At 35.6% G+C, this 15,916-nt stretch carries 15 protein-coding genes; 9 read left to right on the top strand and 6 right to left on the bottom strand.

Annotated elements, in window-relative coordinates:
* The 4 genes from ACQ65V_RS08205 to ACQ65V_RS08220 all read left to right on the top strand — a co-directional run bounded on the left by ACQ65V_RS08205 (position 1) and on the right by ACQ65V_RS08220 (position 5,895).
* Positions 1 to 1,659 (top strand): peptidase domain-containing ABC transporter, encoded by a 1,659-nt coding sequence (locus ACQ65V_RS08205; protein WP_430467548.1) that lies wholly within the window; start codon positions 1 to 3, stop codon positions 1,657 to 1,659.
* A gap of 11 nt (positions 1,660 to 1,670) precedes the next feature.
* The gene (locus tag ACQ65V_RS08210) at positions 1,671 to 3,020 is read left to right on the top strand and encodes an HlyD family secretion protein (RefSeq protein ID WP_430467549.1); all 1,350 of its coding nucleotides are present in this window, start codon (positions 1,671 to 1,673) and stop codon (positions 3,018 to 3,020) included.
* A 3-nt stretch (positions 3,021 to 3,023) separates the two neighbouring features.
* Entirely contained in the window at positions 3,024 to 4,427 is a 1,404-nt protein-coding gene (locus ACQ65V_RS08215; RefSeq protein ID WP_430467550.1) for a TolC family protein, read from the top strand.
* A 112-nt stretch (positions 4,428 to 4,539) separates the two neighbouring features.
* The gene (locus ACQ65V_RS08220) at positions 4,540 to 5,895 is read left to right on the top strand and encodes a UDP-N-acetylmuramate--L-alanine ligase (RefSeq protein WP_430467551.1); all 1,356 of its coding nucleotides are present in this window, start codon (positions 4,540 to 4,542) and stop codon (positions 5,893 to 5,895) included.
* Between the two features lie 61 nt (positions 5,896 to 5,956).
* Here the strand turns inward: ACQ65V_RS08220 and ACQ65V_RS08225 are convergent, their stop codons facing one another.
* From ACQ65V_RS08225 to ACQ65V_RS08250, 6 genes are all read right to left on the bottom strand, one after another.
* A complete protein-coding gene (locus ACQ65V_RS08225) occupies positions 5,957 to 6,379 on the bottom strand; it encodes a hypothetical protein (protein WP_430467552.1) in 423 nt (140 codons plus the stop codon).
* Between the two features lie 290 nt (positions 6,380 to 6,669).
* Positions 6,670 to 7,467, bottom strand: coding sequence for an FRG domain-containing protein (locus ACQ65V_RS08230; protein ID WP_430467553.1), 798 nt, complete (start codon positions 7,465 to 7,467; stop codon positions 6,670 to 6,672).
* Positions 7,468 to 7,556: 89 nt separating this feature from the next.
* Entirely contained in the window at positions 7,557 to 9,401 is a 1,845-nt protein-coding gene (locus tag ACQ65V_RS08235) for a cystathionine beta-synthase (RefSeq protein WP_430467554.1), read from the bottom strand.
* Between the two features lie 79 nt (positions 9,402 to 9,480).
* Positions 9,481 to 10,368 (bottom strand): dienelactone hydrolase family protein, encoded by an 888-nt coding sequence (locus ACQ65V_RS08240; RefSeq protein WP_430467555.1) that lies wholly within the window; start codon positions 10,366 to 10,368, stop codon positions 9,481 to 9,483.
* Positions 10,369 to 10,408: 40 nt separating this feature from the next.
* Positions 10,409 to 10,999 carry an FMN-binding negative transcriptional regulator gene (locus ACQ65V_RS08245; RefSeq protein ID WP_430467556.1) on the bottom strand — a complete coding sequence of 197 codons (591 nt, stop codon included), beginning with the start codon at positions 10,997 to 10,999 and terminating at the stop codon, positions 10,409 to 10,411.
* Between the two features lie 75 nt (positions 11,000 to 11,074).
* Positions 11,075 to 11,518 (bottom strand): DUF1569 domain-containing protein, encoded by a 444-nt coding sequence (locus ACQ65V_RS08250; RefSeq protein ID WP_412561530.1) that lies wholly within the window; start codon positions 11,516 to 11,518, stop codon positions 11,075 to 11,077.
* 62 nt (positions 11,519 to 11,580) lie between these two features.
* On the opposite strand from ACQ65V_RS08250, the gene radC reads away from it, so the two are divergent.
* The 5 genes from radC to ACQ65V_RS08275 are packed head-to-tail and all read left to right on the top strand — an operon-like array spanning position 11,581 to position 15,910.
* Positions 11,581 to 12,279 carry a RadC family protein gene (gene radC, locus ACQ65V_RS08255; RefSeq protein WP_155089986.1) on the top strand — a complete coding sequence of 233 codons (699 nt, stop codon included), beginning with the start codon at positions 11,581 to 11,583 and terminating at the stop codon, positions 12,277 to 12,279.
* 43 nt (positions 12,280 to 12,322) lie between these two features.
* Positions 12,323 to 13,618 carry a polysaccharide deacetylase family protein gene (locus ACQ65V_RS08260; protein WP_430467557.1) on the top strand — a complete coding sequence of 432 codons (1,296 nt, stop codon included), beginning with the start codon at positions 12,323 to 12,325 and terminating at the stop codon, positions 13,616 to 13,618.
* Complete coding sequence (locus ACQ65V_RS08265) at positions 13,615 to 14,298, top strand: YjjG family noncanonical pyrimidine nucleotidase (protein WP_430467558.1); 684 nt, start codon at positions 13,615 to 13,617, stop codon at positions 14,296 to 14,298. Before ACQ65V_RS08260 ends, ACQ65V_RS08265 begins: the two co-directional genes overlap by 4 nt.
* Positions 14,299 to 14,306: 8 nt before the next feature.
* Entirely contained in the window at positions 14,307 to 15,077 is a 771-nt protein-coding gene (locus ACQ65V_RS08270) for a hypothetical protein (RefSeq protein WP_430467559.1), read from the top strand.
* 2 nt (positions 15,078 to 15,079) lie between these two features.
* The gene (locus tag ACQ65V_RS08275) at positions 15,080 to 15,910 is read left to right on the top strand and encodes a hypothetical protein (RefSeq protein WP_430467560.1); all 831 of its coding nucleotides are present in this window, start codon (positions 15,080 to 15,082) and stop codon (positions 15,908 to 15,910) included.
* Positions 15,911 to 15,916: the final 6 nt, after the last annotated feature.

Genomic DNA, 15,916 nt, shown 5'->3' on the forward strand with positions numbered 1-15,916 from the left:
ATGAACAATAAAGAATTAATGTCTCCTTGGGAAAGGCTTGTAGGCCTTTTAAAATTAGAAAAGAGAGATTTATTACAAGTGGTTTATTATGCTGTTTTCTCAGGGATTTTAGCTTTGACTTTACCACTAGGAATACAGGCCATAGTAAACTTAATCCAGGGAGCTCAAGTAAGCACATCTTGGGTCATTCTGGTGATTTTGGTAACGGTGGGTGTGGCATTTGTGGGCATATTGCAACTCATGCAAATGCGCATCATAGAAACCATTCAGCAACGTATTTTTACCAGAGCCTCTTTTGAGTTTACCTACAGGTTCCCAAAGATAAAAATGAATGAATTACGCAACTACTATCCGCCAGAGTTGGCAAATCGTTTTTTCGACACCTTGAACATTCAAAAAGGTTTGGCGAAGATATTGGTGGATATTCCTGCTGCAGTCTTACAGATTATATTCTCTTTGATTTTACTGTCGTTTTACCATCCGTTTTTTATCGCTTTTGGTATTCTATTGCTTTTGTTGGTGTATGTGGTATTTAATTTCACGGCCAAAAAAGGAATGGAAACGAGTTTAATGGAATCCCAAAACAAATATAGGGTGGCGCATTGGATTCAGGAAGTTGCTAGAGCCATAGTAAGCTTTAAGCTTTCAGGAAAAACGACTCTTGCTGTCGATAAAAATGACGAATTGGTCAACGACTATTTGGTGGCCAGAGAAAGCCACTTTAGGATTTTAGTTTTGCAGTTTATACAAATGATAGGCTTCAAGGTAATTGTCACAGCTGGGCTGTTGTTAATTGGTGGTTTATTGGTATTGAACCAAGAGATGAATATTGGACAATTTGTCGCTGCTGAAATTATTATTCTTTTGGTTATTGGTTCAGTTGAAAAATTAATCCTTGGTCTAGAGTCATTTTACGATGTATTGACGTCATTGGAAAAAATGGGTCAGGTTGTAGATAAAGAGTTAGAAATGCACAACGGAGATAGACCAGAGTTTAAGGACGACTTCTGTATAGAATTGGATAACGTCTCTTATAACGTTCCTAATAGGGAAGAGGATATTCTGAAAAACGTATCATTAAAGATTCACCCTAAGAGCCGTATTTTGGTTAAAGGTGAAAGTGGAGCAGGTAAATCAAGTTTACTGCGATTAATTGGAGGAGTCATTGAGCCTACCAAAGGTAAAATATACCTCGATAAGTATATGCTCAGTAACATTAATTTAAACCATTATAGATCACATTTTGGAATGTCCTTGGCAGATGAAACTCCTTTTGAAGGAACGATAAGGGAGAACATTACTTTTGGAAATACAGAAATATCAGATGAACAATTAATGTGGGCAATTGAAAATGTTGGTTTAACACAATTCATCAAGGAAAGTCCACAAGGTTTAAACACGGTTCTCTATCCAGAAGGGAAACAAATTTCATTCAGTGTAGCCAAAAAGATTGTATTGGCTAGAGCTATTGTAGATAAACCACGAATACTCATTTTAGAAGATCCATTAGAGCAATTTGAGGAAAATGAAGTGAAGAAAATCATTGACTTCCTTACTGACGATGCTAATCCTTGGACCTTAATTGTTGTGAGTACAAACAACGACTGGTCGAGCAACTGCACAAAGGCTATTACACTGAACAAAGGTGAAATCATTTAAAAAGAACAACGATGCTAAATATATCACATAACCAGCTTAATAAATCTGTGGATATTTCCGATTCAAAATCTGGAAAACGTGTATTCCACGGTCGCTACTACAAGTACTTTAATCGATTTCTTGGAGCATTTACAATCATAGGTTTTATCATTTTGTTTTTGCCATGGACACAAAATATTACAGGTAGAGGTCAAGTCACAACCTTAACACCAGATCAACGTCCGCAGAGTATTCAATCCCCAATTCCTGGCCGTATAGAACAGTGGTTTGTGCGCGAAGGGGATTTTGTTGCGAAGGGAGATACCATTATGAAAATCTCAGAAATCAAAAGCGAATATTTCGACCCTAATCTAGTAGAACGAACAGCACAGCAACGTGATGCTAAAGCATTATCTGTTGGTTCCTATGGTGAAAAAGTGAAAGCATTAGACCGACAAATAGCTGCATTGATAAATGAGCGAAAATTAAAACTAGAGCAGGCCAAAAATAAATTGATGCAAGCGAAGCTCAAAGTACAGAGTGATAGTATCGATTTAGAAGCTGCTAAAACCAACAAACAAATTGCACAACGTCAGTTCAACCGAACTGTAACATTGCAAGAGGAAGGTTTTAAAGCTACCAAAGACGTTGAGGATAAGCGTTTAAAACTTCAGGAAACAGAAGCGAAATTAATCTCTCAAGAAAATAAATTATTAGCGAGTAAGAACGAGGTTATTAATGCGCAGTACGAAATTTCTCGTGTCAATGCCGAGTATTCCGATAAGATTTCAAAAGCGCAAAGCGATAAGTTTACGGCCCAATCGAGCCAGTTCGATACCGAAGCACAAGTGTCTAAACTAGATAACGAATACTCTAACTACAAGCTGAGAAACGAGCTTCAGTACATTACTGCACCTTACGATGGCTACATCAATAAGGCGCTCAGAGGTGGAGTAGGGCAAACATTTAAGGAAGGGGAAGCCTTGGTTGGTATTATGCCGGCACAAGTAGATTTAGCAGTAGAAACTTTTGTTGAGCCAATAGATTTGCCACTGCTCAACATTGGTGAAAAAGTGCGTGTACAGTTTGATGGTTGGCCTGCAATTGTCTTTAGTGGTTGGCCAAATGTATCTTATGGAACCTATGGAGCAAAGGTGGTTGCGATTGAGAATTTTATAAGTGATAATGGTAAGTTTAGAGTGTTGTTGGCACCAGACGAGGAAGATAACCCCTGGCCAAGGGATATACGAGCAGGTTCAGGCGCCTTTACCATGGCCTTATTGGATGATGTGCCAATTTGGTTTGAGCTATGGCGAAAACTTAACGGCTTCCCACCAAATTATTATCAACCAGAGACAACGTCAAACACTAAAACAAAATAACGGATGAGATATCTATTGACGGTACTTTGTATTTGTTTTGGAGCATTTGGTTTTGCACAAACCGAAGAATTATCTAATGTACTTCGTTTTGATGAGTATTTGGGCTATGTGAAGAAATTTCATCCTATTGTAAAACAGGCCGAATTGGTCATTGATGAAAGTCAGGCGAAACTCATGAAATCTCGTGGAGCATTCGATCCAAAATTGGAGGTAGATTATGATCGAAAGAAATTCAAGAATACAGAATATTTTGATAGGCTAAATGGAATGTTTAAAATCCCGACATGGTTCGGTGTAGAGTTAAAGGCTACATTTGAAGAAAATACAGGCGACTTTCTAAATCCTCAAGCCTTTGTGCCCGAAGATGGTTTGTACAGCGCTGGTGTTTCCGTACCGCTTGGTCAAGGTCTGTTGATTAATAATAGAATGGCAGCTTTAAAACAAGCTAAATTGTTTAGGGAGCAGGCTAAAGCAGATCGCGATATTTATGTCAATAAGATTTTGTACGAGGCCTCCTTGGTGTATTTTAAATGGTTGCAGGCCTATAATGAATTACAGTTGTTCGAAAACTTTTTGGTCAATGCCCAACAACGTTATCAAGGTGTTTTAATGGGCGTGGAAGTTGGGGAAAATGCCGAAATCGATGCCACGGAAGCCAGAATAGCTGTAAATAATAGAAAACTGAGTCTGGAGCAGTCTAGAGTGAAGTTAATGAAAACGGCTTTAGAACTTTCTAATTTTTTATGGTTAGAGAATAATGTTCCTGTGGAGTTACAACCCTATGTTGTTCCAGATGTGGATACGGAGCCCATTGTAGATGCAACTTTTAATATCGCCCGATTACGAAGCGAAGAAACCATTATTGAGTCCCATCCCAAAATGGTATCACTAGATTACAAATTACAAAGCCTAGAGGTTGATACGCGTTTAAAAGCCAACAAGTTGTTGCCAAGAATCGATGTTCAATATAATTTCATCACGGAAACTCCAGAGGTAGCCAGAACGTTCAATACTGCAGATTACAAAGGCGGATTTAATATCAGTTTTCCATTATTTTTAAGAAAGGAACGCGGAGATTTAAAACTGGCACGAATCAAACAGAACGACACAGAATTTGAAATCGATGCCACACGCATTAACCTTAAAAATAAGATTAATGCACTAAAGCAAGAACTGCAATCGTATGTTGTTCAAAATGAAATCACACAGCAAATGGTTTCCGATTACCAAAGAATGCTACAGGCAGAAGAACGTAAGTTCCAATTGGGAGAAAGCTCTTTGTTCTTGGTCAATTCTCGTGAGTCAAAATTAATTGATGGTCAATTAAAAGCCATTGAGATTCAGAATAAATTCTTTAGTACAAAGGCGAAATTATTTAATAGTTTAGCTGTGAATCCAGAGTTGTAAATTCTAGAATAAAGAGACTAGAAAAGAGAACAGAGATAGAAAAAGTAATCTAGATTTACCTTTTTCTATCATCTCTATTCTTTAATCTCTTATCTATATTTATATTTGTTCTATGAACGTACATTTTATCGCCATTGGTGGTGCAGCGATGCACAATCTTGCTCTGGCACTTCACAATAAAGGTTATAAGGTCACAGGTAGTGATGACACTATTTTTGATCCATCCAAATCACGGTTGGAGGCTAAAGGTTTATTGCCTGAAATTTTTGGTTGGTATCCTGAAAAAATCACTTCGGATTTAGACGCTATCGTATTAGGTATGCATGCCAAAGCCGATAATCCTGAATTGCTAAAAGCCCAGGAACTCGGTTTAAAAATCTATAGTTATCCTGAATTTTTATACGAACAAGCCAAAAATAAAACCCGAGTGGTTATTGGTGGAAGTCATGGGAAAACGACGATTACCTCAATGATCTTGCACGTGATGCATTATCACGATAAGGATGTGGATTATATGGTGGGTGCGCAGTTGGAAGGTTTTGATGTGATGGTAAAACTGACCGAAGACAATGACTTTATGGTGTTGGAAGGTGATGAATATTTGAGTTCGCCAATTGACATGCGACCAAAATTCCATTTGTACAAACCTAATATTGCATTGCTGAGCGGCATTGCTTGGGATCATATCAATGTATTTCCAACGTATGAAAACTATGTGGAGCAGTTTAGCATTTTTGTAGATTCTATTGTCACTGGTGGAAGTATTAATTATAACGAAGAAGACGAAGAAGTAAAACGCGTAGTGGAAGCCTCTGAAAACCAAATCAGAAAGATTGCCTACCAAACGCCAGAATATACGGTTGAAAATGGTGAAACCCTTTTGGAAACTCCAGAAGGTCCAATGCCAATTGAAGTATTTGGTGCACATAACCTAAACAACTTAGCTGGTGCCAAATGGATTTGCCAACACATGGGCATTGACGAAGATGATTTCTACGAAGCAATTTCTACCTTTAAAGGTGCAAGCAAACGTTTAGAAAAAATTGCTGAAACCTCAAAAAGTGTTGCCTATAAAGATTTTGCACATTCACCAAGTAAGGTTGAAGCCACGACCAAAGCCGTAAAAGAACAATATAGCGACAGAACTTTAGTCGCGTGTTTAGAATTACATACCTACAGTAGCTTAAACGCCAAATTCTTAAAAGAATACAAAGGTGCTTTAGATGCTGCAGATGTTGCTGTGGTGTTCTATTCTCCGCACGCCGTCGAAATTAAAAAACTCGAAGAAGTTACAGAACAGCAAATTGCCAATGCTTTTAAACGTGATGATTTAATTATCTATACTAACCCAGAAGAATTTAAAGACTTTTTGTTCTCTCAGAATTTTGATAACAAGTCGTTGTTGTTGATGAGTTCTGGTAATTATGGTGGTTTGGATTTTGGTGAGGTGACAAAGCTTATTAATTAAATTTGTCATTCCTGAGAAAGCAGGAATCCAATAGTTTGTAATAAAAAAGATTATTATTTCACTACTTGATCCAGTCATTTTTAGCAGCTCCTTTACTGAAGTAATAAAGAAAGATAGCTATTGTAATTACCAAAAGTGGTATAACAATTGAAATTAGCGTAGATGTATTTTTAATATCGAAGAAAAATATCCAATAGATTTCAACAAAAATTAACATAATAAGAGAAACAAGATAAAATTTAGTTGCGATTTTTTTTCTCATAAATAGCATAAAACTTCCAAGCATTTCGGAGAATAATGCAACAAGAAATACAGCGATATACCAAATCGGAAGGGACTGTATTCTCTCAAATTCCTCAACAGTTGAGTTTTTTTCTAAAAAATTGAATTCAACAGAACTAAAATAGATTTCTATTATATTCCAAACAATGGCAAAAATAGCCACTGCCCAAAAATAATTTGGTGGTTTATTGTTTACTTCCATTTTCTAAAGATCTAATATTCTTATCATAAAGATAAGTAATTAAAGTATATTTCTGTTCTCAGGGTGTTTTGAAAATAAATCATTGTAGTCAATGAGTTCTGGTAATTATGGTGGTTTGGATTTTGGAGAGGTGACAAAACTATTCTAGAATTTTGTCATCCTGAACTTGATTCAGGATCTCATCATAATTCTTTTTTAATTTGTGGATTCCGCATCAAGTGCGGAATGACAGACAGTTTAAATTTTGGAATATTGAAGAGGTTTTTTATATGAAATACTTAAAGAATAAATTATTCTGGAATAGTAATATTCAAATTTCCTATATAATCATATCTTGGCTTATCAAATAAACAATTTACAAATTTTGCGGCTCCATATAAGTCTGGAAACAAAGTGGAATGATTTATATTCATTCTATTCAACATGATAAGACAATCTTTAACATCCGTATTAGGAATTTTAATTTTTATAAGAATAGCACGATTATAATTTTTAAAATTCGTTTTTATTATTTGTTCAAAATTTGAGTTAACAGGTAATTTCATAAACAAACCAGATTGACTTATTAATCTTTCATTGCCATCGGAACTGGGATAAAACAATTCAACCTTTTCATCCTCTTCTTCAAGTTCATCCATCTTCTTCTGAAGATTATGTCCGTGTAAAGCATACACAACTCTATTTTTACCGTTATCAGATTCATCCCAAAAAGCAAAATAAAGAGCAACAAACGCTGATCTAGTAAAATCCAATAATGGCGTAACTAATCCATAATGCTGAGCTAAAGCCCACCACTCATTATCGCTTTTCAATTCTTGAGGGTTTTTACCTCTTCTGCCTTTTGAAGCATTTTTGAATGCATTTAAATGCTGACTCAAATTTGGGTTTTTGATTTTCTTTGATTTTGAAAGTCTATCAAATGAAGATTCTAACTTCCAGTTGTAACGTGATTGACCTCTAAAAATATAGGAAGGGAAATTCAACAAATCTCTAGTTATTAATTTTGGAAAATGTTTCCAATGAGTTAATGTGATTTCAATTATTCCATCTTCTACTTTTCCTTTGTCAATTTCTTTGGTTCTTCCCATTGTATTTTAAATAAAATAATCTTATTAGCATAAATAATTTTGATGACTAAGTTCAATTAAATTATTTAGAAAGTCAAATCTTAAAATATCTAAATACTCCCAACAAACTCCAAAAACACATCTTTATGTTTCTCCAAATCTAAATCAGGTGAAACAGAAACACGAGCTATATAATCCTTATCACCTTCTTTGGTGGTGCCTTGTGTTGAGGTGGCTGGTATAGTCCAATAGCAACCTTTTAGTTGTCCGTAACTAACGCAGTATTTACTTTCGTTAGGGATTTCTGTAATCATTAAGTTAATTAATCTGAGGTTTAATGCACGTTTATACTGTTCACGTTCTTCGTCAGTGTTTCCTTTTGTAGGTAAGTCCAGTGAAAACACAGAAGGAGTAAAGCCTTGCTCAGCCAATTCCTCAGACACAAAATTGATATTTGCTTCGGATAATACCCCTTGGATATAGTTGACAAATGCTCTTGTGTTTTTGTAAGCGTCAGCAATACGTGTTAGCATGGAAGGCATTTGCGCTGCTAAAATTTGGTATTGTAAAGCTGTAGCTTCGTTATCGCAAAGCTTGAGGTGTGTGGCAATAGGCTGAACCAAATGTTCTGCTTTGGCATTGGCAACACAATAACCAGCCGTACACTTTCCACCACTTGGGAATTTTGAGCCACTCACATACGCAATGGTTTTTACGCCAGACAATATACCGTCTTCACCTAAAAACTGCACGTTAGGGCAAAAGGTCTGATCTAAAATAAATACTGGTGCAATTGCTACATCTCCATTTGGTGTTTGTCGTCCTTTGCTTAATGCTGCTTTTAAATTTTCTAAATCAGGAACTTCCACACGTGGATTGGTTGGGATTTCTGCAATGATGTATGGTATGGCATCTTCTTTTGCGAGTTGTGTTAATACATTTTCTACGCTATTTACCATATCGTTGTCTCCATCTACAGGTAAGTCCACAATTTCGACATTGTCCAAACATGCAGCCACACGTCTGGCTTGGTCGTTGGTGCCACCATAACAATTTGGTGGAACAACAAATTTTATGGCTTTACCAGGATATTGTTTTTGGGCATCGTCAATTAATCCCATCATTATGGCATACTGCATCGATAAACCGCTAGATGCTACCAAGGCTTCGCCAGAAGTTGCGTTGATATCATTGATTATAGCTTTTACGGTAGCCTTATGACTTTTAGTATCTAGGTTGTCAGTTGAAAAAGTGGTTTGTTCAGCGTATGCTTTTAATGCCACTAAGCAATTGGCTGGTGTCATGGCAATGGTTTCACGTCGTCGTACATGTTGTATATCTGAAATGAAACTGGTTTTTGCCTGTCCTGAAATCAATAATACGCTACCTAAACATTCATACAGATTTACATAAAAATCGATGTTTTCATTCTGAATATTCGATTCGATGTTTTGATGGTTAGAAATCAAAATTGTGGAACCATCAAAAGGGTCTACTTGGTTGAGGTCTTGAATTTTTTCAACTTCAAAATTATAATTGTACACCGATTTTAGAAGTTCTGCATTAAAAGCTTTTGGCAAGCTTTCGGTATATAGAATTCTTGTGTTTCTGCTGGCTAACAAATTGGTACGTAAAACAGCCATAACCGGAATAGTTTCCGAAGAAAAACTAATGACATTTTCAGCATTTAAATTGTTGAGTTTGGCAATGGTCCATTCTAATACGGAAGATAAGGGATGTCCTAATCTTATATAATCGTATGCTGTTGGTAGTTCGCTTAAAGCTTTGGTACTGGCATTTTCTGCTGAATACAATTTTTCGAACTGTGCAATGAATTGGATCTTTGCCAGTTTTTCGTTGTAAATATCTAAACGATGGGTCGTTAAGTTCAACCAATCGGTAGGTATGTTTTCTATTATGTCTTGTATATAATTGAGGACTTTTTGATGTTGCATGAATTTTTTCTTACTAATGGGTTGTAAAGATACATTAGTTAACATTTTATCGTAAATCTCAGAGGAAGTTTCGAGTATTTTATTTTAAATGCTTGTTGAAAAAAGCTATGGTTCTATCCCAAGATAATTGTGCAGCTTCCTTATCGTATCTTGGCGTGGTGTTGTTATGAAATCCGTGATTGACACCAGGATAGATGTAAGCTTCGTACTCAATTTTGTTTTCTTGAAGCACTTTTTCAAAGGCAGGCCAACCAGCATTAACTCTGGTATCTAGCTCGCCATATTGAAGTAGGAGTGGAGCTTTAATTTTTTTAGCATCTTCGGCTTCAGGCTGTCTGCCATAATAAGGCACTGCAGCTCCTAATTCTGGTAATCTTACAGCCATCATGTTAGAAATCCAACCTCCAAAGCAAAACCCAACGACACCAACATTGCCATTACAATCTTTGTGATTTTTAAGATAGTGGTACGCGGCAATAAAGTCTTCGAGCATTTCATTTCGGTCACGCTTTTTTTGCATGGTTCTGCCGTCGTCGTCATTTCCTGGATAACCTCCCAAAGGGGAAAGTGCATCTGGCGCCAAAGAGATAAAATTTGCTTTTGCTGTACGTCTGCCCACATCTTCAACATAAGGGTTGAGTCCTCTGTTTTCGTGTACCACGACAACACCTGGTAATTTACCGTCTATATCCTTAGGTTTGGATAATAGGCCTTTTATTGTTCCGCCACCTTTAGGCGATTCGTATTCAATAAATTTAGAATCTAATGTTGGGTCATCTGGTTTTACCAATAGGCTATTGACATAATCAGGTGACATAAAACTCAAAAGCGAAGTTACCGTAATACCACCTACTGCATAAAGCGATAGTTTTTCAACAAACTGGCGTCGGTTGAGTTTATTGTGGGCGTAATCGTCGTAAAGATCAAACACTTCTTGTTTGATGTCTTCTTTTTTGAGATCATTCATGGTTATGGCTTTAGAAATTGTTCTCTAAAGTTACTGATTTTCAGAACACTTTATCTAAAAATGCTTTTACAATTTTTTGGTTTGCCCTCAACAATTCCTCTCGAGCCAATTTGATGTCTTTTGGTTTTTTATCCTGTGATAGTTTAAATTTCCCTTCCCAATCGGTAATGGAAATTTCAAACATTTCAATATAGTTGAGGTTTTTATCTAATCTTGGGTTGTCTGGTTCGAGTACATACTTATGGTCTGGCGCTTCCAAAAATTCGGTCATTGTAATTAAGGATTGCTTTAAGGCTTCCTTACTTTCAATGGCCTTTACTTTTCCTTTTAAGTGGACTTTTATATAGTTCCAAGTGGGTAATTGGGTTGTGGAATAGACCGTAGGCGAGATATAACATTGTGGTCCGCCAAAGATGAGCATCACATCATTATCGTCTTTGAGCAATTCTTTCTGTGGATTATAAATATCAATATGTCCAATAAGTTTTCCGTTATCATAAATCAAGGGCAAGTGAGTAATCAACGGTTGATTATCCTTAACGGAAATCACCGTAGCCAATGGATAGGTTTTAATAACCTCAATCATGTGATTGATGTCGTCGTCTTGGTGATGTTTTGGAGGATAGTTCATATAATGACTAATGATTATTTAATAATGTTTAATGGAAAAATAATTCGTCATTCTTCAATTGAAAATAAACAATAACTAAACTCCAAATTGCTTTAAGTGATGATCTAAATGCTTATACTGCATTTGTCCCCATTGCTGAGCTGTAAAATAACCAAAGGCAGGATGTGGTTCCCACTCGGTTTTGTCTCTTTGGGAATAAGCTTCATCTAATAAAGCTTCGAGTTTTGTTTTTTCGGCATTGAAATCTTTTTGTTCTTGTGTTTTTAAAAACTTAGCCGTTGGCAATCCTTTTCGCCATGGTTTATCATTGTAAAGTGATTTTTTAAAGAATACTTTTGCGAGCCAGTTGGGTTTCATACCATAATGATCTTTACCAAGTATGATGTTAAAAGGACCTTGACAGTGCCAGGTCATTTGCCCGACATTCATTTTGCCCCATTTGGCTTGTGTGTTTTCATCGAGGTTTGAGATGCGTTCCTTAATTTCGTTATAAGTGTCTTCTTCAAAAATAGATTTCATTTTGATTGATTTTTAGTCGAATTATTTAGACGCTTAAATTTACAATTTTTTATCTTTAGGGCATGTCAGAAAAACAGACGTCATTTTCCATTAAAAACTGGTCACAAGATGATCAACCAAGAGAAAAATTAAGAGATAAGGGTAAGGCTGTATTGAGCGATGCAGAATTGGTTGCCATTCTTATTGGTTCGGGAAGTCGGGAAGAAAGTGCTGTGGACTTGTGTAAGCGTATCTTGGCAAGTGTAGACCATAATCTTAATGCTTTAGGCAAACTTTCCATAAAACAGTTAATGCAATTTAAAGGCATAGGCGAAGCAAAGGCCATAACCATTGCCGCAGCTTTAGAACTGGGTAGACGAAGACGCATAGAAGACACGGTCAATGAAGATAAGATAGAATCTAGTCGTTCGGTTTTTGATATTATGCAACCTATGTTGGGAGAATTGCCTCATGAAGAGTTTTGGATTTTGTATCTCAACAATTCAAATAAAGTCATTCAGAAAAATCAATTGAGCAAAGGCGGTATTACTGGCACTTTGGTCGATGTGCGCTTAGTGCTAAAGAATGCTCTAGAAGTAGGCGCTACGGCTTTAATCCTCTGTCATAACCATCCATCTGGTACATTAAAACCAAGTAATGCCGATAAGGATATTACCCAAAAATTAAAAACTGCAGCCCAAAGTTTAGATATTAAAGTACTAGATCACCTTATTGTTACAGAGAAAGCGTATTTTAGTTTCGCTGATGAAGGCATTCTTTAATTTTAAAACTGCAAACTGCTACTGAGAACTGCAAACTGAAAAAATGCTATTAGTTTACACCCATAAAATTACGCCACGTTTAAAATATGTTTTTAAGCATATATGTAAGCGTATATTGGGTTTGGAAGTAAAATTCACATCCAAAGTAGAGGATTTTATTGCCCATGATAGCCTTAAGATGTCTTATGCCAAGCAACCTTTAAGCAATGAATTGTTTGTGAGAAGTAACGAGTTGTTGTTTGAGCAAGGCCTGTCTGACATAGATATACAGGTGCATCAATGGGACAACACCAAGGGCTTTTTTGCAGCAAGCGAACGCAGTGATTTACCTTTCGATATTTTTGCGGCATCATTTTATTTGTTGAGTCGATATGAAGAATATTTACCACATGTAAAAGATGACTACGGACGATTTATGGCTAAAGAGAGTATAGCTCATAAACATCGATTTTTAAATCAGCCTGTTGTTGATATTTGGGCGTATAAACTGCAAACCGTTTTAAAAAGTCGTTTTCCTGATTTTGATTTTCCGAAACGAGATTATAAGCTTCAGCCCGTTATAGATGTGCCATCGGCTTACTATTTCAGAAAAAAAGGATTATTGCGCACTATTGGTGGAACCTTTTCTGATCTAGGAAGACTTAGATTAAGACAACTGTATCAGCGCTATTTGGTACTTATGGGTTTTAAGCGCGATCCTTATGATACTTTTAAATGGATAATAAACAAGCAAAAGCAAAGTGACTTTAAGTTTATGGTGCTGTTTCTAATTGGAGATTATTCTACTTATGATAAAAATATCAGTATCAATAAAAAGGAATTTGTATCGCTCATAAAATCCGTTGCTGATTATTGCGATATAGGTATAAAAGCCTCTTATTTTGCACTAGAGGATATTTCAATATTAAAGAAAGAAAAGCTTAAAATGGAAGCCATTATCAATACCGAATTAAAAGCGGTAAGGCATTCGTTTTCTAAGCTCAACCTTCCGCAATCTTACAGAAATTTAATAGAGTTGGAAATCAATGAAGACTTTACGATGGGTTATATTGATACACTTGGTTTTAGAGCAGGAACTTGTACACCTTTTCAGTTTTATGATTTAGATTATGAGGTACAAACACCGTTAAAAATTAACCCATATCACTGTTTGGATTTTGCCCTATTAAAGTACCAATCCCAGTTGGATAAACAAGAGCACTTGCAAAAATTGATTAACGAGGTGAAAGCTGTTAACGGTACTTTTACACCAGTATTTCATAATTATACCTTTAGTGGTTTCAATCAATGGGAAGGCTTTAGGGCACTTTTTAATTTAATACTAGAATCTGCCGAATGAAACGAAATATAAAGCACGTTTTTTTTGATTTAGATCATACCCTTTGGGATTTTGATAAAAATTCTGGATTGACATTTCAGAAAATTTTTGAGTTAAATAATATTAATGCAAAGCTTGATGATTTTTTAGGAGTTTACGAGCCTATAAATCTAAAATATTGGAAGCTTTACAGAGAAGAGCGTGTGTCTAAAACAGATTTACGCTACGGAAGGTTAAAAGAAGCTTTTGATGCTTTAAGTATTAAGATTGAAGATAATATGATCAACAATCTATCCGTCGCATACATAGATCACTTAACCACTTTTAATCATTTGTTTGATGGCACTTTTGAAATCCTCGACTATCTCAAAGACAAATATGAATTGCATATAATAACCAATGGGTTTGAGGAAGCACAAGAGCGAAAAATGAAGAGCTCTAACATTAGAGACTACTTTACAACTATTACCAATTCCGAAATGGTTGGAGTAAAAAAGCCTAATCCAAAAATTTTTAATTTTGCTATAGATATTGCAAATGCTAAAGTAGAAGAAAGTATAATGGTCGGCGATAGTATAGAGGCCGATATAGAAGGAGCGGATAAGGTAGGGATGGACACCATTCATTTTGATTATAAAAACGCTCATCGTCATCACTACAAAAGGATAATTCAGTTAAAAGATTTAGTAAACCATTTATAGCCTATATTATGTTCAGAAAAGTAGTACTTACAGTATCCATCACTTTAATGTGTTTGAGCGGGTTTGCACAAACGAGCATTAATGATTATAAATATATACTAGTGCCAAAACAATTTGAGTTTTCTAAAAGTGCTGATGAATACCAACTAAGCTCACTCACTAATTTTTTGTTCAATAAATATGGTTATCAATCTTATCTCATTGACGAGGAGTTGCCCGAAGATTTAAAAAATGATAGATGTTTGGCATTAATGGTAGACGTGTCTAACGATAAAAGCGGAATTTTTAAAACAAAAATAGAAATCGCCTTAAAAGATTGTTTTGATAATGAGGTGATGGTCTCTAAAGTTGGGGAATCTAGATTAAAGAAGTTTGATAAAGCCTATAATGAAGCTTTAAGAGATGCTTTTGAGACGTTTAAGAATATGGAATACAGTTATAACCCAAAACCTGAACTCACTGCAACGACAGTAGAAAAAGAAGAACCTCAGTCTAATGATGAAAAAGAACTGGAGGAGAAACAACCTGATGAAGTCCCTAAAACAACTATTGAAACAGGAGGCAATGCCCAACTCTATTATGCCCAAGCTGTGAAAGACGGTTACCAATTAGTAGATTCCGAACCTAAAATCATAATGCTTTTAATTAATACAGGTGCAAAAGATGTGTTTATGGTAAAGAACAAGAATGCCATTGTCTATAAGGAAAATAATCAATGGATATATTACGAAAACACCAATGGAGACATCACCAAGTACACCATGAACATAAAATTTTAGAGATGAAAAAAATCCTCATATTATTTATCCTTATAACTTTTGCCTTTAAATCTGAAGCGCAAACAGATATAAACAATTATAAATACATCGTTATTCCACTTCAGTATGAGTTTCTAAAAGGCAAAGATACTTATAGATTAAACACAGTGACAAGAGTTCTGTTTAAGGGCGAAGGCTTTGATGTCTATTTTAACGAGGAGCAATTGCCAGAAGATTTGTTTAATGACAGATGCAAGGCACTGTATGCTGATGTAAAGGAGGTAAAAGGCGGATTTAGAAAAACCAAGTTGGAGATTATTCTAAAAGACTGCAATGGTAAACTTGTTCTAAAGAGTGATGTTGGGCAATCTGGAGAGAACAATCATGAGAAAAGGCATCGTGAAGCTTTAGCAGATGCATTTAAATCTATTGAAAAGCTTAATTACAGCTATAAACCTAAGGAAAAACAGGAAGTTAATACTGAAGAAAAAGTAGCCGTAAAAAATGTGGAAGAGAAGGTTGATGCCGTAACGGTTATGGAGATTGAAGACTTAAAAAAAGAAAAAGAGGTTGAAAAGGAAAAACCTGTTATTAAAATTGAAACTAAAAAAGAAACAGAGAAAACACCCACTACTAAAGATACTAATAGATTAAATGCAAAAAGTATTCCTCAAGGATTTCAAATTTTAAATGCTGAATCTAAAATTGTTATGACCTTGTTGAAAACAGCAGCAGAGGATGTCTATATTGTCAAAGGAGAAGATGCTATAGTTTTTAAGAGTGGTATAAAATGGATGTATTCGGCAAATGATGGAACTTCAAAAGTTTCAAAAGAGTTGGATATTAAATTCTAAACACCT

The organism is Winogradskyella ouciana (genome assembly GCF_965284585.1).
Taxonomy (GTDB): domain Bacteria; phylum Bacteroidota; class Bacteroidia; order Flavobacteriales; family Flavobacteriaceae; genus Winogradskyella; species Winogradskyella ouciana.